Genomic DNA, 25,686 nt, shown 5'->3' with positions numbered 1-25,686 from the left:
GAACGCCTCGGCGTCTCCCAGATGCACGTCTCCCGGCTGATCTCCCGTCTCCTGGCCCACCTGCGCGAAGGCATGCTCAGCACCGCCTGACGGCCACCACCCGCCCCGCCCACGGTACGAAGCACCGGTGACCCGGCGGGCGGGGATGCGGGTCCCCTGAGCCGAGCCGAGCCGTGCGGAGGGGCACGTCCGACAGGAACCGGCTGCGGCCCTCCGGGTCGCAGCCGGTTCCCGCGTTCACGCGGAGGGTCGTGCGGGGTCCTGCGCGGCACGGAAGACTCGGCGGGCGGCCGCGAGGCGCATCTCCTCGAGCATCACGCTCTGGCGGTCCGCGCGTTCCAGGAGGGAGTCCAGGTGTTCGGCGTAGAGCCGATCGTCGGTTTCCGCCAGGGCGCGCAGGAGGCGCCAGCAGCCTGCTTTCCCCTCCACGGCCAGGCGCATGGACTCCAGTTCCAGGACGTCGCTGAGGGGGGACCGGGAGAAGAGGTGGCCGTTGGGCTTGAGGCGGCCGGCCTTCTCGGCGAGCCAGCCGAGGGCGATCTTCGAGTGGGCGGTGGCCACGTCGAGGTCGGCCATGATCTGTACCAGGGAGTCCCGGTCCTGCTCGGCCTGCTTGGCCAGTTCGACCAGCGAGGTGTTCTCCTGGTGGCCCTGCTGGGCCTGCGCGGCCCGCCGGAAGAGTTCCAGGCCCGCGGTCGCGCCCGACAGGTGATCGTTGAGGTAGATCGCCAGCAGCTCGGCGCTCTCCGAGGGCCCCTTCGCCGTCGACGCGGTGTTCGCGTTCGCCGCCTGTCCGGCGCCGTCTTCCTCCTCGTGGGCCGCGGAGAGCATCTCGCGGCCCACGGTGCTGCCGAGTTCCGCCCAGCTCTTCTCGAACTTGGCCAGTCCCTCACGTTCGAGGGTGTCGGTGACATCCGCGAAGTCGACGCCGACGCGGCCCAGCGCCTGGAAGTGGGCGGCAGCCTCGGTGTAGTCGCCGGACGCCGGTGTGCGGGCCTGGACGACGCCGTGGTCGGCGAACGCGGCGAGTGTGGTGCCGGGCATGGTGTTGACGGTGCCCGCGATCACGAGTTCGCTGACGTACATGGTGTCGGGGTACGCCGGGTCCTTGACACCGGTGGATGCCCACAGGGGACGCTGCGGAAGGGCACCCGCCGCGGCCAGACTCCGCCAACGCGGCTCGGCGGTCATCCGCTCGTACGCCTGATGGGCCAGTCGAGCGTTGGCGATCGCGGCCTTGCCCTTGAGGGCGCGGGCCTCGGGGGTGCCGATGGCGTCGAGGCGCCGGTCGACCTCCGTGTCGACCCGCGAGACGAAGAACGAAGCCACCGAATGGATGCCGGCCAGGTCGTGTCCGGCGTCCCGGGCCTGCTCCAGGCCCGTCAGATAGGCGTCCATCACCGCGCGGTAGCGGTCCAGCGAGAAGATCAGCGTGACATTCACACTGATCCCCTGGGCGATGACGGCGGTGATCGCCCGCAATCCCTCGTGGGTGGCTGGGATCTTGACGTAGAGGTTCGGTTCGCCGACCGTCGCCCACAGGTCGCGTGCCTGCGCGATGGTCGCGTCGGTATCCCTGGCCAGTCGGGGGTCGACCTCGATCGACACCCGCCCGTCCAGGCCGCCGGTCCGCCGGTGGACCGGGCCGAACGTCCGGCAGCCGGCGCGTACGTCGTCGGTGGTGACGGCGAAGACGGCCTCGTCGACGCTCCTGCCCTCGCCGCGCAGTCGGCGCAGCTGCTCCGTGTAGCGGTCTCCCTTGGACAGCGCGGAGGCGAAGATCGTCGGGTTCGTCGTCACCCCCACCACGTGTTTCTCCGCGATCAGCTTCTCCAACCCCCCGCCCGCGAGGAGTTCACGCGACAGGTCGTCCAGCCACACCGACACCCCGGCGGCTGACAGTTCGGCGAGCGGATCGGACGCGGTGGCAGCGGACATGTGAACCTCCGGGAGGATATGGGGACCGAAGTCGGCGGCGGGCCGGTCCGGACCACGCGGCGACGACGTGGGACGAGTTGCACGGGCCACCGTGAGGCAGCCGCCGTGTGCCGGGTTCCCGGACAGGTGACGCCGGCCCGACGGCGGTACGCGCGGCGACTTCCTCGCTGCTCACCGACTGTCTCCTGGGGACCGTCGCCGGCCCGGGACATCGGGCCGGGCCGTCAGCCCCGGTCACCGGTGCCCCCGTCGGTGGGGGCGGAAGTGCGCTGGTGGCCGCCGGGACGCGGTGCCTGGCGGGTGTCGCGGACGCTGTCACGGGCGGCTTCGGCGACGGCCTGCGGCGTGATGCCGAACTCGGCGTACAGGCGCTGGTAGTCGGCGGAGGCGCCGTAGTGCTCCAGGCTCACGATCCGTCCGGCGTCACCGACCACCTCGCGCCAGCCCTGCCCGACCGCGGCCTCGACGCTGACCCGGGCGCGCACGTCCGGCGGCAGCACCTGGTCCTGGTAGGCAGGCGGCTGGGCGGCGAACCACTCCCGGCAGGGCATCGACACGACGCGCACCGCGAGTCCGTCGGCCGTCAGCAGCTCACGGGCGTCCAGAGCGATCTGGACCTCGGAGCCCGTCGCGATCAGGATGACGTCCGGGGCGGCGCCGTCCGCCGCGTCGGCGAGGACGTAACCGCCTCGGGCCGCCTCCCGCGCGGGGGCGTACTCTCCGCCGTCGCGGTCCAGGACGGGCAAGTTCTGCCGGGTGAGGACCAGCCCGGCGGGCCGGTCCGTGTGTTCCAGGACGGTACGCCAGCAGGCGGCTGTCTCGTTCGCGTCCGCGGGGCGCACCACGTCGAGGCCGGGAATGGCACGCAGGGCGGCCAGGTGTTCCACGGGCTGGTGGGTGGGGCCGTCCTCGCCCAGGCCGATGGAGTCATGGGTCCAGACGTAGACGGCGGGCAGCTTCATCAGCGCGGCGAGCCGTACGGCGGGGCGCATGTAGTCGGAGAACGTCAGGAACGTGCCGCCGTAGGGGCGGGTCAGGCTCTGGAGGGCGATGCCGTTGAGGATGGCGCCCATCGCGTGCTCACGGATACCGAAGTGCAGGGTGCGGCCGTACGGGCCGCCCTTCCACTCCTTGGTCTGCCGGTCGGCGGGAACGAAGGAAGGCTCGCCGCTCATGGTGGTGTTGTTGCTCTCGGCCAGGTCCGCCGAGCCGCCCCACAGCTCCGGCAGCACCGGCGCCAGCGCGGTCAGGACCTGGCCGGACGCCTTGCGGGTGGCCATGCCCTTCGGGTCGGCCGGGAACGTCGGCAGCGCGTCGGCCCAGCCATCGGGCATCTCCTGCGCCTGGAGCCGGTCGAGCAGGGCGGCGCGGTCCGGGTTCGCCTCGCGCCACGCCGCGAAACCGCGCTCCCACTCGGCGTGCGCTTCGCGGCCCCGGCCGGCCACCGCGCGGGTCCGGCTCAACACGTCGTCCTCGACGGTGAACAGCTGCTCCAGGTCGAAGCCGAGCACCCGCTTGGTGGCGGCGACCTCGTCGTCGCCGAGCGCCGAGCCGTGCGCCTTGCCCGTGTTCTGCTTGTTCGGAGCCGGCCAGCCGATCAGCGTGCGCAGCATGATCAGCGACGGGCGGTCGGTCTGGCGCCTGGCCTCCTCGATCGCGGCCAGCACCGCGTCGACGTCCTCGACGTACGAGCCGGTGCGGGTCCAGTCCACGGTCTGCACGTGCCAGCCGTAGGCGGCGTACCGGGCGGGAACGTCCTCACTGAAGGAGACGTCGGTGTCGTCCTCGATGGAGATGTGGTTGGAGTCGTAGAACGTGATCAGGTTGCCCAGCTCCTGGTGGCCGGCCAGCGAGGCGGCCTCGGAGGTGACGCCCTCCATCATGTCGCCGTCCGACGCGACCACGTAGACGTGGTGGTCGAAGGGGCTGTCGCCCGGCGCGGCGTCGGGATCCAGCAGGCCGCGCTCGCGGCGGGCGGCCATCGCCATGCCCACCGCGCTCGCCAGACCCTGGCCCAGCGGGCCGGTGGTGATCTCCACACCGCGGGTGTGCCGGTACTCCGGGTGGCCGGGAGTGGCCGAGCCCCAGGTCCGGTACGCCTCCAGGTCGGACAGCTCCAGCCCGTACCCGGACAGGTAGAGCTGGATGTAGAGGGTAAGGCTGGAGTGTCCGCAGGAGAGCACGAAACGGTCCCGCCCCAGCCACTGGTCGTCGCTCGGGTCGTGCCGCATCACGTTCTGGAACAGCAGGTACGCCAGCGGGGCCAGGCTCATCGCCGTTCCGGGATGGCCGTTGCCGACCTTCTGCACCGCGTCGGCCGCCAGCAGCCGCGCGGTGTCGACGGCCCGCACGTCCACCGCGTCCCAACCGACCCGGTCCGCCACCGGTACCGGTACCGACCTGTTTCGCCGGCTGCCCGACTGCTCACTTGCCATGCCCATTGCTCCTCACGCGAACCGGTGGGTGAACCTACGGGCCACGAGCCCCGTGGTCGGAGCCGGATTCCGGCTCCGACCCGGACGGGGCCAGTGGCACTGATCTGCTCCGGGGGCGTCGTCGACCGCCTCGCGGACGCCGCGGGAACCGAGTCGGCCCCGGTACGCCCCGCAACGAAGAATCGGCCCGGATCCGGCCGGGCGAGCACTCCGTGGTGCCGGCCGTTCGGCCCGGCAAGGGCCCGCCTGCCCTGTGCCGGCTCAGGCGGGCCGTGTGCGAGACGTGTCCCGAGGGACAGCGTTCCCGCGTCCCCGTTCTCCGCTTCCTGGCGAGCGGGCTCCCCGGCTGCCGTCGTAGGGGTCTCGACTTCCGGATTTGGCCAGTCCTCGGCTGATCGTGTATCCGACGGTCAGGATCACGATGTACAGCAGGCGATCAGGACCGCGACGACGGCGGCGAGGTAGACGAAGACTCCGTGGTCTTCAGCGCCGACTTCGTCTCGGCGGACAGCCTGCGGGTGGAATCAGCGGTGCGTCACCGCCCGCGCGGTGGGCCGGGTTGCCGACCGGGCTCCTCGTGTCCATGTGTCTGGGTCCTCTTGTGTCTGCGAAGCACCTGATGCACTCCGCGGGGCACCGCCAGAAGATCAACCTGCCCGCTCCGAGTACCCGTGGGTACGGAAGTAAACAGCGCATCAGTACTTGACCATGACATATCAGACAGGTGTCTGGCCGACCGCAAGGCCGGGAGCAGACCCGTTCGGGGTGTCGGCCAAGAGTCACCGGCTGCTCGTGCCCGTGATCGCCGAGGGGGGACGGGGGACGGGTTCACACCGCAGACGCCGCCGAGGAGGAGAGCCGCGGCGACGGCGGTCGCGGCGACCGGCGCGGAAAGATTTCCGGCTCCGGGGCGACGGCGGCGGCCAGGGCTGTTCCGACCCGTCCTCGGACGGCTGTCACAGAGCCAGGAGGTCAGTTGTCGGAAAGCGCGTCTTCGACCGTCTCGCGCACCGGCAGCACGGATGTCAGGCGGGTGAGCTCCAGGATGCGTCTGACCTCCGGTTGAAGACCCGTCAACGCGAAACGGCGCCCCGCGTCCGAACGGCGGCGGTGGATCTCGACGAAGGCGCCCAGAGCACTGGAGTCGCAGAAGTCCACACGGGTCAGATCGAGGATCAGCACCGGGACGTCCTGCATCTCCTTGGTGGCGAGGTGCCCCAGCAGTTGGGGTGCGGTGTGTTAGTCGATGGGGCCGTCCACGGCGACGACCGCGTGTCGTGGACCGCGGTGCGAGGCGAGGGTCAGCGTGGGGCCCGCGGGAAGCAGGCTGTGGGGATCGGCCGATGGTGGGGTGTCGGCGGGCTCGTGCCCCTCGCGGCCGGACGGGGTCATCGGGGGCGGCTCTCCTGTGTGAGGGGCGAACGGGCCGGCCGGTCGTCCCGGTTCCGGTCGGGCAGCGGATCGAGGCAGCTCATCACGAGGTCTTGACCTCCGCCCACACCACTTTTCCTCCGTCGATCCCGCGGGTGCCCCAGCGCGTCGCGATGGCGTCCACCAAGAATATGCCCCGGTGCCCGAACTGCCCGGGATGGGAGACGATCGGACGAGGTTCCTCGGGACTGCTGTCCGTGACCTCCAGGACGACGCGTTCACCGGCCCGCCGCAACTCGACGCGCAGCGGTGTCCTGGCGTGGCGTACGGCGTTGGCGACCATCTCGTCGGCGATCAGCATCATGTCGTTCACCAGATGGGCGAGGTCCCACTCGCGCATGACCTCCGACACCAGCCGGCGTGCGTCCGGGACCGCCCCGGAGACCGGGGCGTAGTCACGTACGACCAGCGCCACCGCACCGTCCGCGAGCGGTATGAGATCCACCCGGTCACCGCCGACGCCGCGGTCACGGGTGGCGGGCAGGTACCGCGATGTGCTGGCGATCCCCGCCACGCGCGGCAAGTCGGCAGCAGGTGGCGCTGCAACTCCATGGCCGCTTCCCGCTCGTGGCGGTACGTCTGCGCGTTCTGAAGGGCCACGGCGGTCTGCGCGGCGAGGCCGGTGACCAGGCGCTCGTGCCGCTCGGTGGAGACACGCCGCCCCGCCGGCCTCTTTCCGCAGGTGGACACCACACCGGGCTATCTCGCTGAGACCGAAAGCGGACAGATCGAACCGGGCGTCCTGCTCTGCGTCGCACCTCGATACCCGAAGACGGTAGGCCATGGCCTCGACAGATTAGGCCCCGGCCGATGCCGGTCCGCCCCGGCGGCGGTGCCGTCCCGACGCCCGGCCGCTCCGTACGGGTGCGGTACGCCACGGCAGGTCAGTGGTGGAGTGCGGCGAGAGCGTCGTCGGTGGTGGGGTGGAGGACGAACACCTGGTCCAGTCCGACGGTCTGGAAGACGCGGGTGAGATCGTGGCTGAGTCCGGCCAGGCTGAGGGAACTGCCGGCGGCCCCGGTGCGGTGGTAGGCGGTGACGAGCACGGTGATGCCCGTGGAGTCGCAGTACGTGAGACCGGAGAGGTCGATCACCAGGGGGGCGCTGGGCGCGAGAGGGATGCTCTCCAGCGCCCGGGTGAGCTGCGGGGCGGTGTGATGGTCGAGTTCGCCCGTCACCTTCAGCAGGACGGGGCCGGCCTCGTGGATCTGCTGGCCGACGGTCAGGGTGGGCTCGGTCACCGGTTCTCCTGAGGGGGTGATGCGGGTGGTACGGGTACGGACAGGGCGAGCAGGGCGGTGTCGTCGCCGACGCCCGGACCCAGGCTGCCGAGGAGGCCGTCCACAGTGTGCAGCAACTGGTCGGCCGACGACCCGCCGGTGGTCGTGAGATGCCTGATGAGACGTTCTTGGCCCAGTACGGCGCCGTCGGGTGTGCGCGCCTCGACCAGGCCGTCGGTGTACAGCAGCAAAGCCTCGCCCGGACCGAGGCGGGTGGTGGCCGGCACGAACCGCGGCTCCGGCAGCAGGCCGATGAGCTGGCCGCCCATCGTGGAGATCGGCTCCACGGTCCCGTCGGCACGAAGGACGAGAGCGGGGGGATGGCCACCACCGGCCAGCGTGATCGTGAAGGAGTGTTCCCCGACCGGTTCCAACACGCCGAACAGGGCGGTGCAGTGACGGGGAGCGCCACCTTGTTGCTCCCCTTTGAGGACGGTGTCGAGGTTGCTCAGGACGGTGCAGGGGTCCGGGTCGTAGATGGCGGCGGCCCGCAGGGTGTAGCGGGTGAGGGAGGTGAGGGCTGCGGCACCGGCGCCCTTGCCGCACACGTCGCCGATGAAGAAGGCCCACCGGCCGTCGTCCAGCGGGAACAGATCGTAGAAGTCGCCACCGACCTCGTCCGGGGAGGCGGTGTGGTAGGCGGCGGCCGTGAGGAGGCCGGGCACCGCGGGCAGGGCCGGGGGCAGCAGGGTGCGTTGCAGGGTGCGGGCCAGACGTTCGGCGTCGGCACGCCGCGCGCGCTCGGCGGCCACGGTACGCAGAGCGGACAGACGCAGATCGAGGTCTTCCATGACCAGGGCCGCCAGGTCGTGCAGAGCGTCGAGCTGGTCACCGGTGGGCCGGCGCGGGCGGGTGTCCCACACGTTGACGGTACCCAGACGCTGTCCGTCGGCGGTGGTGATCGGCGCGGCGGCGTGGAACCGGATCCCGGGTTCACCACATACCAGTGGGTGATCCGCGGTGCGCGGATCGGTGAGGGCGTCGGTGACCACGTACGGACGCGGTTGCAGGACGGCCGAGAGGGACAGCCCCGGCAGGCCCACCGTCTCGGCCCCGTGGGGCACGCCCTGGGCGGCCCCGAGCCGCACCCGGTCGGCGTCCACGATCGCCACGCCGGCCATGGGGGCGTCGAAGATCCGGGCCGCCAGGGAGACGATTCTGGCGAAAGCGTGATCGGAGGAGGTGTCCGCCAGCGCGTACCGGTGGACGGACACGCCTCTGTCCTCGTCGGGGGACAGGTCGAGGAGGCGTGCCGACGCACTCGAAGTCATTGCCGCCGTCCCCCGCGTGAGTCGCCCTCTGGGTCGTGCCCGGTGCTGCTGCCCCGGCTGGTCGGCCTATCCTACGAAGCGATCGGTCCCGACGTGGGCAGGACGGTTGCGGTACCGGCGGGAAAGTGCCAGGCAGACACCGTTCGCGTCGGCCTGCCCGCCCGGTGGGTACGTCGCCCTGCCGAGGACGCGGTACGAGGGTCGGCCATGCCGCGGTCCCGCGGTGGCCAGGGTTGGACAGTGTGGACGAAGGGGTCACCTGTGGGGCGTTCTGCGGATGCCGAGCACCGGCCGTCGGCCGGTGCGGCCGATGTGTTCGCCGCCGACGCGGAGGTCGGCGGGGACCTCGCGGCGGTGGACTGGTCCGCGACCCCGCTCGGGCCGCCGGACGGCTGGCCGCAGAGTTTGCGGACCGCCGTCAGCATCCTGCTCTCGTCACGCTTTCCCATGTGGATGGCATGGGGGACCGACCTGACGTTCTTCTGCAACGCGGCCTACCGCCGGGACACCCTGGGCCAGAAGTACCCCTGGGCCCTGGGCCGCCCCGCGAGCCAGGTGTGGACGGAGATCTGGGACGACATCGGCCCGCGCATCGACGCCGTACTGGCCACCGGCGACGCCACCTGGGACGAGGCGCTGCTGCTGTTCCTCGAGAGGTCGGGGTATCCCGAGGAGAGCTACCACACCTTCTCCTACAGCCCGCTGCGGGACGACTGCGGGGCGGTGGTCGGGATGCTGTGCGTGGTCAGCGAGGAGACCGAGCGGGTCATCGGCGAACGGCGGATGGCGACGCTTCGTGACCTCGGGTCGGACCCCAGCGTCGTACGGACCGAGGAGGAGATGCTCGCCTTCGCCGGTCAGCAGCTCGGCCGCAATCCGCGTGACCTGCCGTTCACCCTGACGTACCTCTTCCAGCCGGACGGCACCGCGCGACTGGCGGCGTCCACCGGGCTGTCCGCCGGACACCCGGCGGCGCCCGACACCCTGCCGGCGAACGCCGAGGACGCCCCGTGGCCGACCGCCGCGCCGGCCCGGGGAGAGTCCGCGGTCCTGACCCTCGACGGCGCCCCGTTCACCGCGCTGCCCGCCGGGGAGTGGCCGGAGCCGCCCACCCGGGCCCTGGTCGTGCCCATGCTGCAACAGGGGAGCGCGCCCTACGGGTTCCTGGTGGCCGGCCTGAACCGGTACCGCCCCCTGGGCGCGGGCTACCGCGGTTTCGTCGAGCTGGTCGCCGGACACATCGCCGCCGGGATCGCCAGCGCGCGCAGCTACCAGGCCCAGCAGCGGCGGGCCGAGGAGCTGGCGGAGCTGGACCGGGCGAAGACCACGTTCTTCTCGAACATCAGCCACGAGTTCCGCACCCCGCTCACGCTGATCATGGGGCCGGTGGAAGAGCTCCGCGCGCGGTTCGACGGCGCCGACCCCCGGGTGCGCGAGGAGCTGGAGGCCATCCACCGCAACGGTCTCCGACTGGGCAAACTCGTCAACAGTCTGCTGGACTTCTCCCGCATCGAAGCCGGGCGGATGCAGGCCAGGTACGAGCCGGTGGACCTGTCGGCGGTCACGGCGGAGCTGGCCAGTGTCTTCCGCTCGGCCGTGGACAAGGCCGGACTCGCCTTCGAGGTCGACTGCCCCGCGCTGGACGAGCCGGTGTACATCGACCGGGGCATGTGGGAGAAGGTGGTCCTCAACCTGCTCAGCAACGCGCTGAAGTTCACCTTCGAGGGTTCCCTCCGCGTCGCGGTCCGAGCCGAGGGCGACCACGCGGTGGTCACGGTCGCCGACACCGGCATAGGGGTGCCCGCGACGGAGATGCCGAGGCTCTTCGAACGCTTCCACCGCATCGAGACGGCCCGCTCCCGCTCCAACGAGGGCAGCGGCATCGGCCTCGCCCTGGTCAAGGAGCTGGTAGGCCTGCACGGCGGCACGATCAACGCCGACAGCGCCGTGGGCCGGGGCACCCGCTTCACCATCCGGCTGCCCTTCGGCTCCGGGCACCTGCCCGCCGACGCCCTCACGTCGGCCCCGTCCGCCGGGGCGGTCTCGGCCACGGCCGAGCCGTACGTCCTGGAGGCACTGCGCTGGCTGCCCACCGGCACGTCCGGGCCGGACATGCCCATGGTGCCGACGTCCGACGGCGCAGTGCCCTACACCTCCGGACCCGTCGTACCGGCTCGGGTGTTGATCGCCGACGACAACGCCGACATGCGCGAGTACCTCACCCGCATCCTGCGCGGCGCCGGATATCACGTGCAAGCGGTCGTCGACGGTCGCCAAGCCCTGCGAGCCGTCCGCGCCGACGCCCCGGATCTCGTGGTCAGCGACGTCATGATGCCCGAGCTCGACGGACTGTCCCTGGTGCGGGAGCTTCGCGCGGATTCGCGTACCGCGGCCGTGCCCGTGCTGCTGCTCTCCGCCCGAGCCGGTCAGGAGGCCTCCATCGAGGGCCTTCAGGCCGGTGCCGACGACTATCTCGTCAAGCCGTTCGCGGCGGCCGAACTGCTGGCGCGGGTGCGGGCCAACGTGGAACTGTCCCGCCTGCGCACCCATCACGCCCGCTGGCGCACCGCGCTGGTCGACTCGCTGCAAGAGGCGTTCTTCGTCTGCGACGAGGGCGGCGCGGTCGTCGAGATCAACGCGGCGTTCACCGGCATCCTGGGTTACGGCCCCGAGGAGCTGCCCTACGCGCCGATCCACCCGTGGTGGCCGGACGCCGACAGCGACCCGGACGCTCACCGCCAGACCCACGAGGCGTTCACCGGTCTGATGGGGGAGGGGCACGGTCGCTACACCGTTCCCGTCACCCACCGCGACGGGCATCGGCTGTGGATCGATGCCGCCTTCAACCAGGTACAGGACCCCGACACCGGGCAGCGCGTGATCGTGGGCACCTTCCGTGACGTCACCGCCGAGCACTACGCCGTCCAGCGCGACAGCGCCCTCGCGGCGCTGAGCCTGCGGGTCTCCCAGGCCACGAGTCTGCCCGAGGCGCTGACCGGTGCCCTGAGCGAACTGAAGGAACTGTGGCGGGCCCGGCAGGTCCTGGCCGTCGTCTTCGGCCATCGGGCGGAGCCGGTACTGACCGCCACGGACGCCGCACCGCACTGGCAGGAGTTGCCCGCCGACCGGCGCGAGGCACTGGTCGCGCTCCGCGAGCGGCCCCTGCTGACTCCGGTCACCGACCACACCGGTGCGGGCATCACCGTGGAACACCCCGACGGCCCGATGGTGCTGTGGGTGGACCTGGGCCAGAACCGGCCCTTCACCGACGAGGACAGACTGCTGTTGTCGCTGCTGGCGGGGCACCTGGCCCAGGGCCTGGTCCGTGTCCACCAGATCGACCAGCAGCGTGAGACCGCCATCGCCCTTCAGCGGGCCATCCTGGGCCCCTCCCACCTGCCCGACGGCTTCGCCGTCCGCTACGAACCGGCCACCCAGCCCCTGGAAGTGGGCGGTGACTGGTACGACACCGTCGCCCTGCCCGACGGGCGGATCGGCATCGTGGTGGGAGACTGCGTCGGCAGGGGACTGGAAGCGGCCACCGTCATGGGACAGTTGCGCAGCGCCTGCCGTGCCCTGCTCCTCCAGGACGCCAGCCCCGCCCAGACCCTGATGGCCCTGGACCACTTCGCCGCCGGCGTTCCCGGCGCCCTGTGCACCACCGTGTTCTGCGGTGTCCTCGACCCGGAGACCGGCCGTCTGACCTACTCCAGCGCCGGCCACCCGCCGGGCATTCTCGCGTACCGCGACGGCACCACCCACCTCCTGGAGGACGGGCGGTCCCTCCCGCTGGCGGTGCGCCCCGGCAGACCGCGCCCCGAGGGAGAGTGCACCATCCCCGCCCGCGCCACCCTGCTGCTGTACACCGACGGCCTCGTCGAGCGCCGTCGACGCCCGCTGAGCGAGGGCATCGACCAGGCCGGTGAAGCCGTCCAGGACGGCAGGGAAGCCGCCGTCGACGATCTCGCGACCCACGTGATGACCCGCCTGGCTCCCGAGAACGGCTACGACGACGACGTCGCCCTGTTGCTGTACCGGCACCCCGCGCCGCTGGAGATGACCTTCCCTGCCGAGTCGTCGCAGCTCGCGCCGGTCCGCAAGGCGCTGCGCACCTGGCTGGAACGGTGTCAGCTGCCCCCGCAGACGGCGCAGAACGTCCTGGTCGCTGTCGGTGAAGCCTGCGCCAACGCCATCGAACACGGTCACCGCCACGCGCCCGGCGACCCTGTCCGGCTGCGCGCCGAGGCGTATGTCGACGACGTACGCCTGACCGTCGCCGACACCGGTCGGTGGAAGACCCCGCAACCCGAGGCCAACGCTCACCGCGGCCGCGGCATGACCCTGATGAAAGCGCTGATGCACCAGGTCACCGTCACCTCCGGCGCCGCCGGGACCACCGTCGACATGCACACGAGGATCGCGTGATGACCACTCCGCTCACCCTGACCCCCGGCCGGCGGCCCGACGGCACGGCGCTGCTGACGGCTGTCGGCGAGATCGACATGACGAACACCGACGCCCTGGCCGAGGCCCTGGACACCGTGCACGGCCCGGTCGTCCTCGACCTCACCGGCGTCGAATACCTGGACAGCGCCGGTCTCAACGTGCTGTTCTTCCGCGCCGACCGCGTCGAACTCGTGGCCACTCCCCTGCTCGCCCCCGTGCTGACGATCTCGGGACTCACCGACCTCACCACCGTCCACGGTCTGTAGCAGAGCCCCTCGTGCACCGATCGGGCGGTTCGCTCGCCGTGGTCGGCGTGCCGACCCGTCCGCACCGGTGAGCACCGCCCACCGACCGGGCGCACGCTCGCCGACGCCGGAGTGAACGAACTCTTTCCGGCGGGCATCCCACGGCCGCCGACCCGGTGCGAGGCCGGGTCGGCGGGGCCGTCCTCCGTCCGGACGGCCCCGTATGCCGCTCGTGTCGCGTTCCGTGCCCGGGCCGGCGGACGGAAGCAGGACCAGCCGAACCGCGCATGATCCGTGGCGCCCGCACCGCGGACCCCGGCCTTCGCCGTCCGGCAGGCGAGCCCCCGCCCGCCGCGGCGCTCGTCGAAGGTCCTGCCGAACGGGGGTGTTCCGGGGCCCGCCGCCCGAGGACGCGTCCGGGCGGCTGCCGACCCCCGTGCCCGGCCTCGACGCCCGGCCGCGACCGGAACACCGAGGGCCGTGCCGCCGGGCTGTGGCTCAGGCGTCGATGATGACGGGGATGATGAGCGGCTTGCGGCGGTGCGTGCGGAACGCCCAGTTCGCCACGGCGCGGGCGATGAGCTGTTCGAGTTGACGCGCGTCCCCGACGCCTTCCTCGGCCGCGGTGGCCAGGGTCTTCTCGATGACCGGGACGACCGGCTCGAAGGTGGTGTCGTCGTGGACGAAGCCGCGAGCCAGGAAGTCGGGGGCCTCGGCGAGGGCGCCGGTGTCCGCGTCGACGATCGCCACCACCGTGACGACGCCTTCCTCCGCGAGGGTGAGGCGGTCCTTGAGGGACGCTTCGGTGGCACCGCCGACTTCCATGCCGTCCACGTAGACGTTGCCGGCGGGAACCTTGCCGGTGATGGACGCGCGCCCGTCGACGAGGTCGACGACGACGCCGTCCTCGGCGATGACGACCCGGTCGGGGTCGACGCCGGTACGGATGGCGAGGTCGGCGTTGGCCCGCAGGTGGCGCCATTCGCCGTGCACGGGCATGACGTTGCGGGGCTTGACGACGTTGTAGCAGTAGACGAGTTCGCCGGCGCTGGCGTGCCCGGAGACGTGCACCTTGGCGTTGCCCTTGTGGACCACGTGGGCGCCCCACCGGGTGAGTCCGTTGATCACCCGGTAGATGGCGTTCTCGTTGCCGGGGATGAGGGAGCTGGCGAGCAGGACGGTGTCGCCCTTGCCGATGCGGATCATGTGGTCGCGGTTGGCCATGCGTGACAGCGCGGCCATCGGTTCGCCCTGGGAGCCGGTGCAGACCAGAGTGATCTTGTGATCCGGGAGCTTCTCCAGCTCCTTCGTGCTCACGACCAGACCGGAGGGGACCTTCAGATAACCGAGGTCACGGGCGATGCCCATGTTGCGCACCATCGACCGGCCGACGAAGGCGACCTTGCGGCCGTGCTGGTGGGCGGCGTCCAGGACCTGCTGGATGCGGTGCACATGGCTGGCGAAGCTGGAGACGATGACCCGCCGCGGCGCGGTGCGCATCACCTGCTCGATCGCCGGGTTCAGCTCACGCTCGGACGTGGTGAAGCCGGGCACCTCGGCATTGGTGGAGTCGGTGAGGAACAGGTCCACACCCTCCTCGCCGAGCCGGGCGAAGGCGCGCAGGTCGGTGATGCGGTCGTCGAGGGGGAACTGGTCCATCTTGAAGTCGCCGGTGTGCAGCACCATCCCGGCCCTGGTGCGGATCGCGACCGCGAGGCTGTCCGGGATGGAGTGGTTGACCGCAACGAACTCGCAGTCGAAGGGCCCGAAGCCGCGCCGGTCGCCCTCCCGCACCCGCACCGTGCGCGGCCGGATGCCGTGTTCCTTGAGCTTTGCCTCCAGGAACGCCAGCGTCAGCTTGGAGCCGACCACGGGAATGTCCGAGCGCTCGCGCAGCAGGTAGGGCACACCGCCGATGTGGTCCTCGTGTCCGTGGGTCAGCACCACGGCCACGATGTCGTCCAGCCGGTCCCGGATCGAGGTGAAGTCCGGCAGGATCACGTCCACGCCGGGCTGGTTCTCCTCGGGGAACAGCACGCCGCAGTCGACGATGAGCAGCTTGCCCGCGTGCTCGAAGACGGTCATGTTGCGGCCGATCTCGCCCAGGCCGCCCAGGGCGATGACCCGCAGCCCTCCCTCAGGAAGAGGCGGCGCGGCTTTCAGTTCGGGGTGCGGATGACTCATACCTTGACGTTACCCGGAGAGTGGGAGGGGTTGATCCATTGCCTGTGTGATCTGCCTTCCCCACGGAGCGGGGCATCGGCGCCGGCTGCCCCCGGAGCGATCGGCTGACGCCGGCGGCCGGGACGGGAGTGCGGGCGGCACCACCGTCCGTGGGAAGCCGCTCGGGGCCGGGCTCCCGGCCGGGCTGGTCACTGTGAATGCGCCGTCGAGGACGGCGACGCGGCGGCGGATGCCCGGCAGGCCGGAGCCGCCTGCTCGTCACGCCGCCGGTGTCCTCGTCCCGGAAGACCGTCCGCAGCCGGGCAGTCAGGCGCGAGAGACGAAACGGGGCCCGGCGTCCGCCGCTGTGCCCGGCCATGCTGGTCAACGGTTCCGCCACCGCGAGGTACGCGGCCGCCTCCACCGCCGCCGGGTACCGCGGTCCTCCCTCATGGCCGCCCGGGATCGCCACGGCCACTTCCAGCCCGTTGCCGACCGCCGGCGCCCGCGCGGCGCCGACCCGGCCGCGGTCGGAGAGGATCGGCGGGTGAAGGCCGCCGCCACGGGCCGTAGCACCGCGTGGTGGCCTGGATCAGGAGAAGGCCGGTCCCTGGTTCGTGCCCCACTCCTGTTCGGGGGCACTCGCCCGGGCGGGCCCTCACCGTCAGGCGGGGGACGGTTCCGAGCGGAGCGTCTCCCAGTGGATCGTGCGGTCGCACCAGCGGTGCAGGAGGGTGCGGTCGTGGCCGACGGCGAGCAGGCCGGCGCCGGTGCTCCGGCGGTAGTCCTCGACCACCGTGACCAACGCGGCGGTGGTGGAGGCGTCGAGCATGGCGGTCATCTCGTCGCAGATCAGCCAGCGCGGTCGCAGGATGAGGGCTCGGGCCAGGCAGGCGCGCTGGAGTTGGCCGTCGCTGACCTCGTGCGGGCGCCGGACGATGAGGTCCGGGGTCAGGCCGACCGTCGCGGCGAGTTCGGTCACCCGCTCGGAAGGTGCGTCGCGGCGGCCGGTGGCGCGCAGTGGTTCGGCGATCAGGTCGGTGAGCCGTAGCCGGGGATCCGCGGAGAGTCTGGGCTGCTGGAAGACGACGCCGAAGGCGGTGCGGAGTTCACGCGGGGCGCGATGGCGCCAACGGCGTACCGGCGTGCCGTCGAGGAGGACGGTTCCCGAGTCGGGGCGGTGCAGGAGAGCGGCGACGCGGGCGAGCGTGGACTTGCCGCAGCCGCTGGGGCCGAGCAGGCCGACGGCTTCACCCAGCGCGACCTCCAGGGAAGCGCCGCGCACCACGGGGGTGTGTCTGTCGTATCCGGCGGTGATGGCACGCAGTTCAAGCACGGGCGTCCTCCGGTACGTGCGGGTGGTGGCAGGCGACCGTGTCGGCCAGGCGAGGCAGTGCGGCGCAGGTGTCGGTGGCACGGTCGCAGCGGGGCGCGAAGGCGCAGCCGTCGGGGAGGTCGCCGAGTTCGGGGGGCATGCCGGGGATGGGGGCGAAGGAACGGTCGGGGAGGGCCTGGAGGAGGCCGTGGCTGTAGGGATGGCGGGGGCCGGGCGCGCCGAAGAAGGCGGCCGCGTCGGTGACTTCGACGATGCGGCCCGCGTACATGACTGCCACGCGGTCGGCGATGCGCTCCGCCGCGGACAGGTCGTGGGTGATCATCAGCAGGGCCCGGTCGGCGTCGTCGATGTGGCGCCGTAGTTCGTCCACCGTGTGCTCCACCAGGTCGCGGTCGAGTCCGGTGGTCGGTTCGTCGGCCAGCAGGAGAGGGGCGTCGCCGACGAGGGCGAGGGCCGTCGCGGCGCGCTGGGCGAGGCCGCCGGAGAGCTCGTGCGGATGGCGGTCGAGGTGGTCCCCGGGGAACGCCGTGCGTTCGGCGGAGGCTTCGGCGGCGGTACGCACGGCCTTGCGGCCCCGTACGCCGGTCAGCGCTGCGACGGTTTCCTCCAGTTGGGAGCGGATGGTGCGGACGGGCGTCAGGTGTGCGGCAGGGCTCTGCGGGATGAGGCCGATCCGGCGGCCCCGTACGGTGCGGGCGAGGGTGCGTTCGTCGGCGGTGAGCAGGTCGAGGTCGCCGAGGCGGGCCTCGCCGGCGGTCTGGGCGTTGGCGGGGAGCAGGCCCAGGAGGGCTGAGGCGAGGACGGACTTGCCGCAGCCGCTCTCGCCGATCAGGGCGAGGCACTCGCCGGGTGCCACGTCGAAGCGTGCGTCGGTGACGGCGGCGATGCGGCGTCCGCCGGGCATCAGGAAGCGCACCGACAGCCCGCGCACCGACAGCACGGGAGGCCGCGTGGTCGGTCGGTGGGGTGCTTGCCCGGTCACAGCATCAGCTCCGATCGGCGGCGCGGGTTGATCCGTTCCCGCCAGGCTCCGGCGAGTCCGGCGATGGCGAGGGTGGGGACGATGATGAAGAGGCCGGGGAACAGGGTGGGCCACCACTGGCCGGCGAGCAGCGAGCCCCGCGCGCTCTGGATGAGGGTGCCGAGGCTCGCCGTGTGGGTGGGCAGGCCCAGGCCGAGGAAGGACAGGGCCGATTCGTGCCACATGGCGTGCGGCACCATCAGCACGGCGGCGAGCGCCGCCTGGGGCAGCACGCCGGGCAGCAGGTGCCGTACCGCGATCCGCCACCGCGAGGCGCCGCCGGAGACGGCGGCGTCGATGTACGGGAGGGAACGCAGGGAGAGGACCTCGGCGCGGACGATCCGGGCGGTGGACAGCCAATGGGTGAGCGCGACCGAGACCACCACCGGCCACACGCCCGGCCGGAACATCGCGACGACGAAGATGCCGAGCAGCAGGTGGGGTACCGAGGAGACGGTGTCGACGACCCGCATGAGGGCGCGGTCGGCCCAGCCGCCCAGGGCGCCGGCGGTGGCACCTACGGCCGTGCCGATCACGGTCGCGGTGAGCGCGGCGGCCATGCCGACGAGCAGGGAGACCCGCAGGCCGTAGACGCAGCGCAGCAGCAGGTCCCGGCCGACGTCGTCGGTGCCGAAGGGGTGTGCCCAGGAGGGCGGCAGGAGCTTGGCGGACAGGTCGACGGCCTGCTGGTCGAGTTGGGCCAGCGGGGGGACGACGAGGACGGCGAGGGCGACCACGGTCACCAGCGCGGCCGAGGTTCGCACCCGCAGGGTGCGGGTGGAGCGGCGGTTCGTGCCGGGGGAGCGCCATGCGGTCCCGGACGGCTTCTCGGTATCGACGGTGGCCTCAGCCATGGGAGTCACATTTCACTGAGCTTCACCCTCGGGTCGAACAGTCCGTAGAGCAGGTCGGCGGCCAGGTTGCCGATGAGGACGGCGGCGGTGGCCAGCGTGGTGAGGGCGGCGAGCAGCGGGAAGTCGACGGCGGTGGCCGCTTCGACGGTGGCCGCCGCGATGCCGGGCCAGCTGAAGACGCTCTCCACCAGCAGCGCGCCGGTGATGAGTTCGGGGATGCGGGAGCCGATCAGAGTGAGGACCGGCAGGAGACCGGAGCGCAGGGCGTGTCCGAGCAGGACGGTTCGTTCGCTGAGGCCCCGTGCGCGTGCGCCGCGAACGGGGTCCTCCGCCAGGGCGTCGCCGACCCCCTGCCGTACGTACAGGGTGAACCAGGGGATCTGGGAGACGGCGAGCACGCCGGCGGGCAGGACGAGGTGGCTCGCGACCTGCCCCGGGGTGACCTGCTCGCTGGCGGTGTCGGTGAGGCCGCCCGCCGGGAGGACGTCCAGGCGGAGGGCGAACAGCCAGATGGCCAGTAGGGCGATCCAGAAGACCGGTGCCGCCTCCAGGGTGTAGGCGAGCGAGCTGACGGCCCGGTCGAGCCACGAGCCGGGGCGGCGGGCGGCCACCACCCCCAGCAGGGTGCCGGTCAGCACCGCTGCGACGAAGGCGACCGCGCACAACAGCGAGGACCACACCAGGCGTTCGCCGATCACCTGCGCCACCGGCTGCCGCAGCACGCCGGACTGGCCCAGGTCGCCGCCGAGAGCGGAGGTCAGCCACTCCCACCAGCGGGCGGTGAAGGGCTCGTCCGCGCCGAGGTTGTCCCGTAGCCGGTCCAGGGTCTCCTGGTCGGCGCCGAGGGCGGCCGTGCCCGCGTACGCCTTGACGGGGTCGAAGGGGGAGGCGGCGGCGATGGCGAAGACGCCGAAGGTGACGACGAGGAGGACGGGAACGGCGAACAGCAACCGCCGTCCCGCCAGGCGTGCCATCGCTCCCCAGGGCAGGGAGGTGACGGTCACTTCTTCGGCCGCCAGTCCTCGATGTTCCACCAGGGGCCGCTGGCGAAGCCGTGCTCGTGCGGCTCGAGCTGTGTGGTCAGCCCGTCCCAGTGGTCGGCGAGCACGTAGAGGTGGTCGATGTGGGTGAGGAACGTGTAGCCGGGGTCCTCCACGAGGGCACGCTGGAGCGTGTCGTAGGCGGTCTTTCGGGTCGCCGGGTCGGAGCTGCGGCGGCCGGTGTCGAGTGCCTTGTCCACGGTCGGGTTGTCGTAGCGGGCCATGTTGTTGAAGCCGTCGCCGGCGAGGGAGGAGTGCAGCAGGGTGTAGAGGCCGAAGTCGGGGTCGCCGGTGCTGCCGAAGCCCGCGAGGACCGCGTCGTTCCTCATCCGTGGCTCGATGACCTCCCAGGTCGCGCTCTCCACCGTCACGTCGATGCCGGCCTTCATGGCGTCGGAGGCGTAGGCGAGGGCGTGGTCCTGGCGGACCTTGTCGCCCGAGGGGTAGAGCAGGGTGAACGCCGCCCGCTGACCGGCTCTGGCGCGGATGCCGTCCTCGCCGGCCTCCCATCCCGCCTGGTCGAGGATCCGCCTGGCCTTGCCGAGGTCCTGGTCGCGCTCCATGCCCTTCGTGAACCAGGGTTCGCCGACGGGCAGCGGCCCGTACGCCGGTCGGCCCGCGCCGTCGAGGATCTTGTCGACCATGGTCTCGCGGTCCACGGCGGCGTCGAGCGCCTGCCGCACGGCACGGTCTCCGGTGACCTCGTTCGCGGTGGGAAGGGTGACGGCGCGGAAGTCGTAGGACTCGGCGTCGTACGTCGTCATGTCGTGGTCGTTGTCGAAGGTGGCGGCGAGGTTGGGCGGGAGGACCGCGCCGTCCAGGTCGCCCGAGCGCAGCCGGGTGGCGCGCACGTCGTCGTCCGCGATGACGGCCATGGTGAGCGTCTTCACCTTCGGTGTGCCGCCCCAGTAGTGCGGGTTGGCCTTGAAGGTGAGCTTCTCGCCCTTGCTCCACGCGGAGAGGACGTAAGGGCCGGTGCCGACCGGCTGCGTGTTGAACGAGCCGGTGTTGGGGTCCTGCCCGCCGGCCATGTGCTCGGGGACGATGGGCAGCACCGTGCGCCCGGCGAACGGCGCGTAGGGGTACTTCAGCGTGAAGACGACCTTGTCGTCACCGCTCGCCCGGACCTCCTTGACGGCGTCCAGCTCGCTGCGGGAGGCGTTGTTGGTCTTCTCGTCGAGGACGGTCCGGTAGGTGAAGACCACGTCGTCGGCCGTCAGCGGCTCGCCGTCGCTGAACTTCACGCCGTCGCGCAGGGTGTACGTGTAGGTGAGCCCGCCGCCGCCGACGGCGGGGAGCGCTTCGGCGAGGGCGGGTCTGAGTCCCAGGTCGGCGTCACGGGCGAGCAGGCCGTCGAAGATCTTGGAGTTGCCGTCCTTGCCGTAGCCGAGCAGTGGGCTGAGGGTGTCCGGCTCGGAGGCCACGCCGATCACGACGGAGTCGGCGGCCCCGCCGTCGCTCCCGGCGTCACCGGGTGCGGAGCAGGCGGTGCCACCGGACACCACAACCGCCGCCACCACGGCGGCACTTCGTATTCGACGGGTCGTCATGAACCTCACACCCCTGTTGCTCGTGAATCGTTGTCGCATGTCATGTGCGTCGGGAGGATCACCCAGGCGCATGGCGCATCGGTCCGCCGCGGCGGTCGGCGGGCTTGCCGCGCGGCTGTGGCGCACCGGCAGGGCCGTCGCGATCAGGGGGCCCTGCCGGGTGGATCTGTCTCGCCGGGGAACGGCCCGACGTCCGGCCGGTGCGCAAGCGGCGTGCGGGGATGTTCACAGGGGCAGGGCGGCAGCCGTACGGGCCGGATGGCGCGGACCGAGGAAGACGGCGACCCCGTCGCCCCGCGGGGAGGGGTGGGTGACCTGGGTCCAGCCCTGGCCGCGGTAGAAGGCGACGGCCCGGGGTGCCCGGACCGAGGTGAGCAGCCAGCTACGGCCTTCCGGGGCGTCGGCGGTGACGGCCTGAAGCAGCGCGGCGGCCAGGCCGGTGCCCTTGGTGGCGGGACGGACGGCCAGTTCGTCGATCTCGCGCGCGCCGCACAGCCACTGCCGAGTGCGCTCGGGGCCGAGGCCCGCGGCGGCCCGGGGGTAGCGGCGGTCCGTGGGGAAGGGGGTGCAGGTGGTCCAGGCCGTGGCGAAGCCGGCCACGTCCGATCCCGTCAGGGCGAGCGCGGCGGTGAAGCCCGGCCGGTGCACGTCTCCGGCGAGGCGGCCCACGAACTCGACCGCCTGCTGCTCGTCCTCGTTCCAGGGCGGGGCACAGAAGGCGTCGGCATACACGGACCGCAGCGCGGTGGCGTGCGTGAGCAGGTCCTCGCCCGTGAAGAGGCGGATGTCCGTCAGCATGAGGCCGGCCGCGCCGTGGTTGCCGACGCCGGGGGAAGAGGCGCCGACCGGCCGGTCGACGGATCCGGTGGCGCGGCTTCGGCCCCGGTCCGGACGAGGACGTTCCCGACGGCCGCGATCACCGCGCCGTCTTCCGCGTACAGCCGTGGCCCGGCCCCGTCCGGTGCCCGCCCGGTCACCGGCCGTACGGCGTGCAGGTGCGCGCGGGCGGCGCTCTCGGGAGCCACGCCGCCGTGGCGGGAGTGCCGGTCCCCGCTCGACGCCCTCGCGTGGCCGGGCAGCCGGCCGCCCGCGCTCCGCCCTGCGCCGGTCCCGTCGCAGGACGGCTCGGCGCCGAGCACGATCGGAGACCTCACGCGACCACCCTTCTCTGCATTCCACTGGCTGTTGCAATAAGTGTGCAACAAGAGGGAGGTGTTGTGTACCCGGGGCTGACGAGTTGTCGGGCGACAGCCTTCTGCCCGTGTCAGCTCGATCTCACTCCGGCCCGGACGCCGCGGCAGGTCCTCAGGGGAGCCGGTCCGGCGCCTGTGCGTTCAGAACCCCGTTACAGGACGGGCCGCGGAGGACGTCGTCGGCCGGCGCGCCGGCGCAGCCCTTCCATGAAGGCGCGGGTCGCGGGCACGAGCCGCCCTCACCGGCGGATTCCCGGTCTCCGGGAGGCGGCGTCCGCCCAGGTCCACCCGAAGGATCGTCAACGCACCGCGTCCGCACCCCCCGTGCGTTCCCGGTGGCGCGGCACCAGGGCCACCGCCAGGGCCGGGACAGCGGCGAGGACGAGCCAGGGAACGGCGGCCGGGAGACCGAGGTCGAGCAGGGACCCCGTGGCCGCGCTGCCGACGAGGACGATCAGGCCGGAGACGGAGGACAGCGCGCCGATGTAGAGGCCGATCCGGCCCTCCTCGGCGAGGTCGGGCACCCACGCGCGGGCGGCGGGGACCACCAGCATCTGCCCGAGGGTGAGCAGGACGACGAAGCACGCGGCGGGCAGCAGGCCCGAGGCGCCGGTCCGGTCGGCCGGGCGGGCCACGGCCACGACCGCGAATCCGGCGGCGATGAGCAGCAGCCCGGCGGTCATGGAGTGACGCAGGTCGAGCCGGTCGCCCGCCCAGCGGGTGACCGGGAGCTGGGCGAAGACGACCAGCAGGGAGGAGAGGGCGAACAGCCAGGACAGGGGCGCCTGGGAGCCCGCGGCGCGCTGCACCTCGTCCGGCAGGGCGAGGTAGAGCTGGTTGTAGGCGAGCAGGTAGCTGCCGTAGGCGCAGCACAGGGCGAGGAAGCGGCGGTTGCGCAGCAGCGCGAGCATCCCGCCCCGCTCCCTGGTGCGGACCCGGCCGGGGATGTGCTGCGGCATCAGCCGCGCGTGTCCGGCGAGGATGAGGACGAAGACCGCGGCCCCGGCAAGGCAGGCGGTGCGGAAGTCCACGGCGAGCAGCAGCGCGCCGAGGAGCGGGCCGACGAAGGCGCCGGCCTGACCGGCCACGGTGAACATGGCCAGGACTCGGGTACGCGGGCCGTTGCCCTCCTCCTCCCAGGCCACCGCCTGCCGGGCGACCTCGGACTCCACGGCCGGGGAGAACAGCGCGGCCGCGAAGCCGATCACCAGTACGGCGCCGGTCACGGCCGGCGCCGCCTGCGCGTACCCCAGCCAGGCGAACCCGGCGATCCGCAGCGCGCAGCCGGCCAGGACGACTGGGCGCACCCCGTACCGGTCGACGAGCCAGCCGCCGACCACGAACAGGCCCTGCTGACTGAAGGTGCGCAGGCCGAGGACGAAGCCGACCAGCCAGCCCGCCATGCCGATCGCGGTGCCGAGGTGCTCGGCGAGGAACGGCAGGACGGCGTAGAAGCCGATGTTGAAGGCGAGCTGGGTCCCGATCAGCAGCCGCAGCAGCGGTGACAGGTCCTTCCAGAGTCTCCGGGCCCGCTCGGGCGGGGCCTTGGGCGTCCGGCTCGGGGATGTTCCGTCCTTGGGCCCTCGGGGTGTTCCGTCCTTGGGCGTACGGCCGGTTCGCTGGGCCGGGGCGCGGGAGATGCGAGGATCGGTCATGGGGTCCGTGTGGGTGAGGTGGGCACGGGGACGGGTGCCAGGAGGGCGTACGGGCGGGTCGGCTGCCGTTCCGGTTCGGGCACGGCCCTCTCGGCCTCGTCGGGCGTGCCGGACGGGATCCCCGGCCGCTTCCGTCGCCGGGGCGGCCGTACGCCGCCCGCGGCGGTCACCGCGAGAGCGCCGAGCAGGGCCAGCACGGCGGCGGGGAAGAGGACCGCCCACGGGGCGCGTTCGGCGTACGGCTGGTTCTCGGCGAGCAGCAGACCCCACTCGGGGGAGGGCGGCTGGGCACCCAGTCCGAGGAAGCCGAGCGCGGCCAGGGACAGGGCGACGCCGGGCAGCCGGACCAGGGCGTGCCGGGTGACCGGTGGCAGGACGGCGGGCAGCAGTTCGTGCCGGAGCAGGTACCAGCGGCCGGCGCCGAGGGCTCGGGTGGCGGTCAGGTGGGTGGTGGCGCGCTCCTGTCGGAGCAGGGCTGAGGTGTGGGTGGCCAGCGGGGACCAGGCGACGAGGCCCACGGCCAACGCCGGGGTCCACGGGCTGCTGCCCGCGATTCCGGTGACGAGGAGGCCGGCCAGCACGGCGGGTACGGCGGTGACGGTCTCGACGAGCGGGGCGGACAGGCGGTGCAGCAGTCCCAGCAGTACCCCGGCCACGAGTGCGGCCACACTCACGGCGAGGGCGACGGCGAGGGTGTTCAGCGCCCCGTGCGCGATGCGGGCCAGCAGGTCGCGGCCGAGCGCGTCGGTGCCGAAGGGGTGCGCGGCGGACGGGGCCTGGAGTCTGGCTCCGGTGTTCAGGGCGAGCGGGTCGCGGGGCAGACCGAGGCCGACGACCGCGAGAAGCAGCGACCCGTGGAGCAGGGGGAGGATCCGGGGCGCCGGCGGGGTGGGCCGGTGCAGGGAGTGCAGGGCGCCGTCCCGCAGGGCGGGCCCGATCAGCCACCGCGTCGCGAGCCGGGCGAGGACCCCGGCGGCCGCCGCGAGGAGCACGAGGGCGAGCGTGCCGGTCTGTAGGACGGGCAGGTCCTGGGCGAGGGCGGCGCGCAGTGTGAGCCGGCCGAGGCCCGGGATGTCGAAGATCTGCTCGACGGCGACCGAACCGCCGGTCAGGCCGACCACGAACAAGCCCGCGTTGGGCAGGAGTCCGGGCACACACCGTCGCAGCGCCTGCCGGGCCACGGTCCTCGGCGGAAGGCCGCGTGCGGCGGCGGCCAGCGCCCACGGTTCGGCGAACGCGCCGGGCAGCACATCGTCCAGCATCCGCCCCAGCACCGCCCCGGCGGGCAGCCCGAGGGCGAGACAGGGCAGTACGGTCCACTGCGGCCCGTACCAGCCGAGCGCCGGTAGCCAGCCCAGCTGCACCCCGATCACCGAGGCCAGCACGGACGCGAGAAGGAACTCGGGCAGCGCGGCCAGGACGGCCGTCGCGGTGCCGCCCGGCGTGCGGTCGCCGAGACGGCGCCGCGAGCCGAGCCACAGGGTGCGGGCGCACACCGCCGCGGCCGTGGCTACGGCGACCGCCAGGGCCCCGGCCATCAGCAGCAGGGAGACGCCGAGGGCCTGCGCGGTGGCGGGCAGCACCTCGGTGCCGGAGATCCACGACGTGCCCACGTCCCCGTGCAGCAGCCCGCCGAGCCACTTCCCGAGCAGCGGCAGCGGGCCGTCGTCCAGGCCGATCTGGTCCCGGACGGCCCGCAGCGTCTCGGGTGTCGGGTCACGCTCGGCCGAGCGGGCCTTGAGGACGGTCACCGCGGGGTCGGTCCGGGACAGCCACGGCAGCAGGCCGATGCCGCACACCAGGGCGGCCGTGAGCACGGCCCGCCACA

16 protein-coding genes and 3 pseudogenes are annotated in these 25,686 nt (G+C 72.5%); 3 read left to right on the top strand and 16 right to left on the bottom strand.

From position 1 onward, the window contains the following. Positions 1-90: pseudogene (locus tag ACZ5Y0_RS21910) on the top strand (RNA polymerase sigma factor SigF); the annotation flags it as partial. Between the two features lie 717 nt (positions 91-807). Here ACZ5Y0_RS21910 and tal read toward each other — a convergent pair. From tal to ACZ5Y0_RS21875, 7 genes and pseudogenes are all read right to left on the bottom strand, one after another. Next, a pseudogene (gene tal / locus ACZ5Y0_RS21905) lies at positions 808-1,938 on the bottom strand (transaldolase); the annotation flags it as partial. A 224-nt stretch (positions 1,939-2,162) separates the two neighbouring features. Beyond that, the gene (gene tkt, locus ACZ5Y0_RS21900) at positions 2,163-4,373 is read right to left on the bottom strand and encodes a transketolase (protein ID WP_469130356.1); all 2,211 of its coding nucleotides are present in this window, start codon (positions 4,371-4,373) and stop codon (positions 2,163-2,165) included. 972 nt (positions 4,374-5,345) lie between these two features. Beyond that, positions 5,346-5,600: pseudogene (locus tag ACZ5Y0_RS21895) on the bottom strand (STAS domain-containing protein); the annotation flags it as partial. A 12-nt stretch (positions 5,601-5,612) separates the two neighbouring features. Further along, positions 5,613-5,765, bottom strand: a complete 153-nt coding sequence (locus tag ACZ5Y0_RS21890; RefSeq protein WP_469130355.1) for a hypothetical protein — start codon at positions 5,763-5,765, stop codon at positions 5,613-5,615. A gap of 82 nt (positions 5,766-5,847) precedes the next feature. Then, the gene (locus tag ACZ5Y0_RS21885) at positions 5,848-6,249 is read right to left on the bottom strand and encodes an ATP-binding protein (protein WP_469130354.1); all 402 of its coding nucleotides are present in this window, start codon (positions 6,247-6,249) and stop codon (positions 5,848-5,850) included. A 439-nt stretch (positions 6,250-6,688) separates the two neighbouring features. Continuing rightward, positions 6,689-7,045: an STAS domain-containing protein gene (locus ACZ5Y0_RS21880; RefSeq protein WP_469130353.1), complete on the bottom strand. Its 357-nt coding sequence runs from the start codon at positions 7,043-7,045 to the stop codon at positions 6,689-6,691. Next, the gene (locus tag ACZ5Y0_RS21875; RefSeq protein WP_469130352.1) at positions 7,042-8,355 is read right to left on the bottom strand and encodes a PP2C family protein-serine/threonine phosphatase; all 1,314 of its coding nucleotides are present in this window, start codon (positions 8,353-8,355) and stop codon (positions 7,042-7,044) included. Before ACZ5Y0_RS21875 ends, ACZ5Y0_RS21880 begins: the two co-directional genes overlap by 4 nt. Positions 8,356-8,616: 261 nt before the next feature. Between ACZ5Y0_RS21875 and ACZ5Y0_RS21870 the strand changes: the two genes are divergently transcribed. Then, positions 8,617-12,780, top strand: a complete 4,164-nt coding sequence (locus ACZ5Y0_RS21870) for a SpoIIE family protein phosphatase (RefSeq protein WP_469130351.1) — start codon at positions 8,617-8,619, stop codon at positions 12,778-12,780. Next, positions 12,780-13,067 carry an STAS domain-containing protein gene (locus tag ACZ5Y0_RS21865; RefSeq protein WP_469130350.1) on the top strand — a complete coding sequence of 96 codons (288 nt, stop codon included), beginning with the start codon at positions 12,780-12,782 and terminating at the stop codon, positions 13,065-13,067. The genes ACZ5Y0_RS21870 and ACZ5Y0_RS21865 overlap by 1 nt, the downstream gene beginning before the upstream one ends. Before the next feature lie 477 nt (positions 13,068-13,544). On the opposite strand, the gene ACZ5Y0_RS21860 is transcribed toward ACZ5Y0_RS21865, so the two are convergent. The 9 genes from ACZ5Y0_RS21860 to ACZ5Y0_RS21820 all read right to left on the bottom strand — a co-directional run bounded on the left by ACZ5Y0_RS21860 (position 13,545) and on the right by ACZ5Y0_RS21820 (position 25,675). Further along, positions 13,545-15,230 (bottom strand): ribonuclease J, encoded by a 1,686-nt coding sequence (locus ACZ5Y0_RS21860; protein ID WP_469130349.1) that lies wholly within the window; start codon positions 15,228-15,230, stop codon positions 13,545-13,547. A 643-nt stretch (positions 15,231-15,873) separates the two neighbouring features. Next, positions 15,874-16,545 carry an ABC transporter ATP-binding protein gene (locus ACZ5Y0_RS21855; RefSeq protein ID WP_469130348.1) on the bottom strand — a complete coding sequence of 224 codons (672 nt, stop codon included), beginning with the start codon at positions 16,543-16,545 and terminating at the stop codon, positions 15,874-15,876. Next, positions 16,538-17,449 carry an ABC transporter ATP-binding protein gene (locus ACZ5Y0_RS21850; RefSeq protein WP_469130373.1) on the bottom strand — a complete coding sequence of 304 codons (912 nt, stop codon included), beginning with the start codon at positions 17,447-17,449 and terminating at the stop codon, positions 16,538-16,540. The genes ACZ5Y0_RS21855 and ACZ5Y0_RS21850 overlap by 8 nt, the downstream gene beginning before the upstream one ends. Positions 17,450-17,523: 74 nt before the next feature. After that, on the bottom strand, positions 17,524-18,420 hold the full coding sequence (locus tag ACZ5Y0_RS21845; RefSeq protein ID WP_469130347.1) for an ABC transporter permease: 897 nt from the start codon (positions 18,418-18,420) through the stop codon (positions 17,524-17,526). Positions 18,421-18,425: 5 nt separating this feature from the next. Continuing rightward, entirely contained in the window at positions 18,426-19,394 is a 969-nt protein-coding gene (locus tag ACZ5Y0_RS21840) for an ABC transporter permease (RefSeq protein ID WP_469130372.1), read from the bottom strand. Between the two features lie 26 nt (positions 19,395-19,420). Further along, on the bottom strand, positions 19,421-21,010 hold the full coding sequence (locus ACZ5Y0_RS21835; protein WP_469130346.1) for an ABC transporter substrate-binding protein: 1,590 nt from the start codon (positions 21,008-21,010) through the stop codon (positions 19,421-19,423). Between the two features lie 225 nt (positions 21,011-21,235). Continuing rightward, positions 21,236-21,808, bottom strand: a complete 573-nt coding sequence (locus ACZ5Y0_RS21830; RefSeq protein ID WP_469130345.1) for a GNAT family N-acetyltransferase — start codon at positions 21,806-21,808, stop codon at positions 21,236-21,238. A gap of 694 nt (positions 21,809-22,502) precedes the next feature. Beyond that, complete coding sequence (locus ACZ5Y0_RS21825; protein WP_469130344.1) at positions 22,503-23,858, bottom strand: MDR family MFS transporter; 1,356 nt, start codon at positions 23,856-23,858, stop codon at positions 22,503-22,505. Then, the gene (locus tag ACZ5Y0_RS21820) at positions 23,855-25,675 is read right to left on the bottom strand and encodes an ABC transporter permease subunit (protein WP_469130371.1); all 1,821 of its coding nucleotides are present in this window, start codon (positions 25,673-25,675) and stop codon (positions 23,855-23,857) included. The genes ACZ5Y0_RS21825 and ACZ5Y0_RS21820 overlap by 4 nt, the downstream gene beginning before the upstream one ends. Positions 25,676-25,686: the final 11 nt, after the last annotated feature.

It is taken from the genome of Streptomyces sp. NPDC033216, from assembly GCF_055577115.1.
This window is presented reverse-complemented; position numbering and strand designations above follow the sequence as displayed.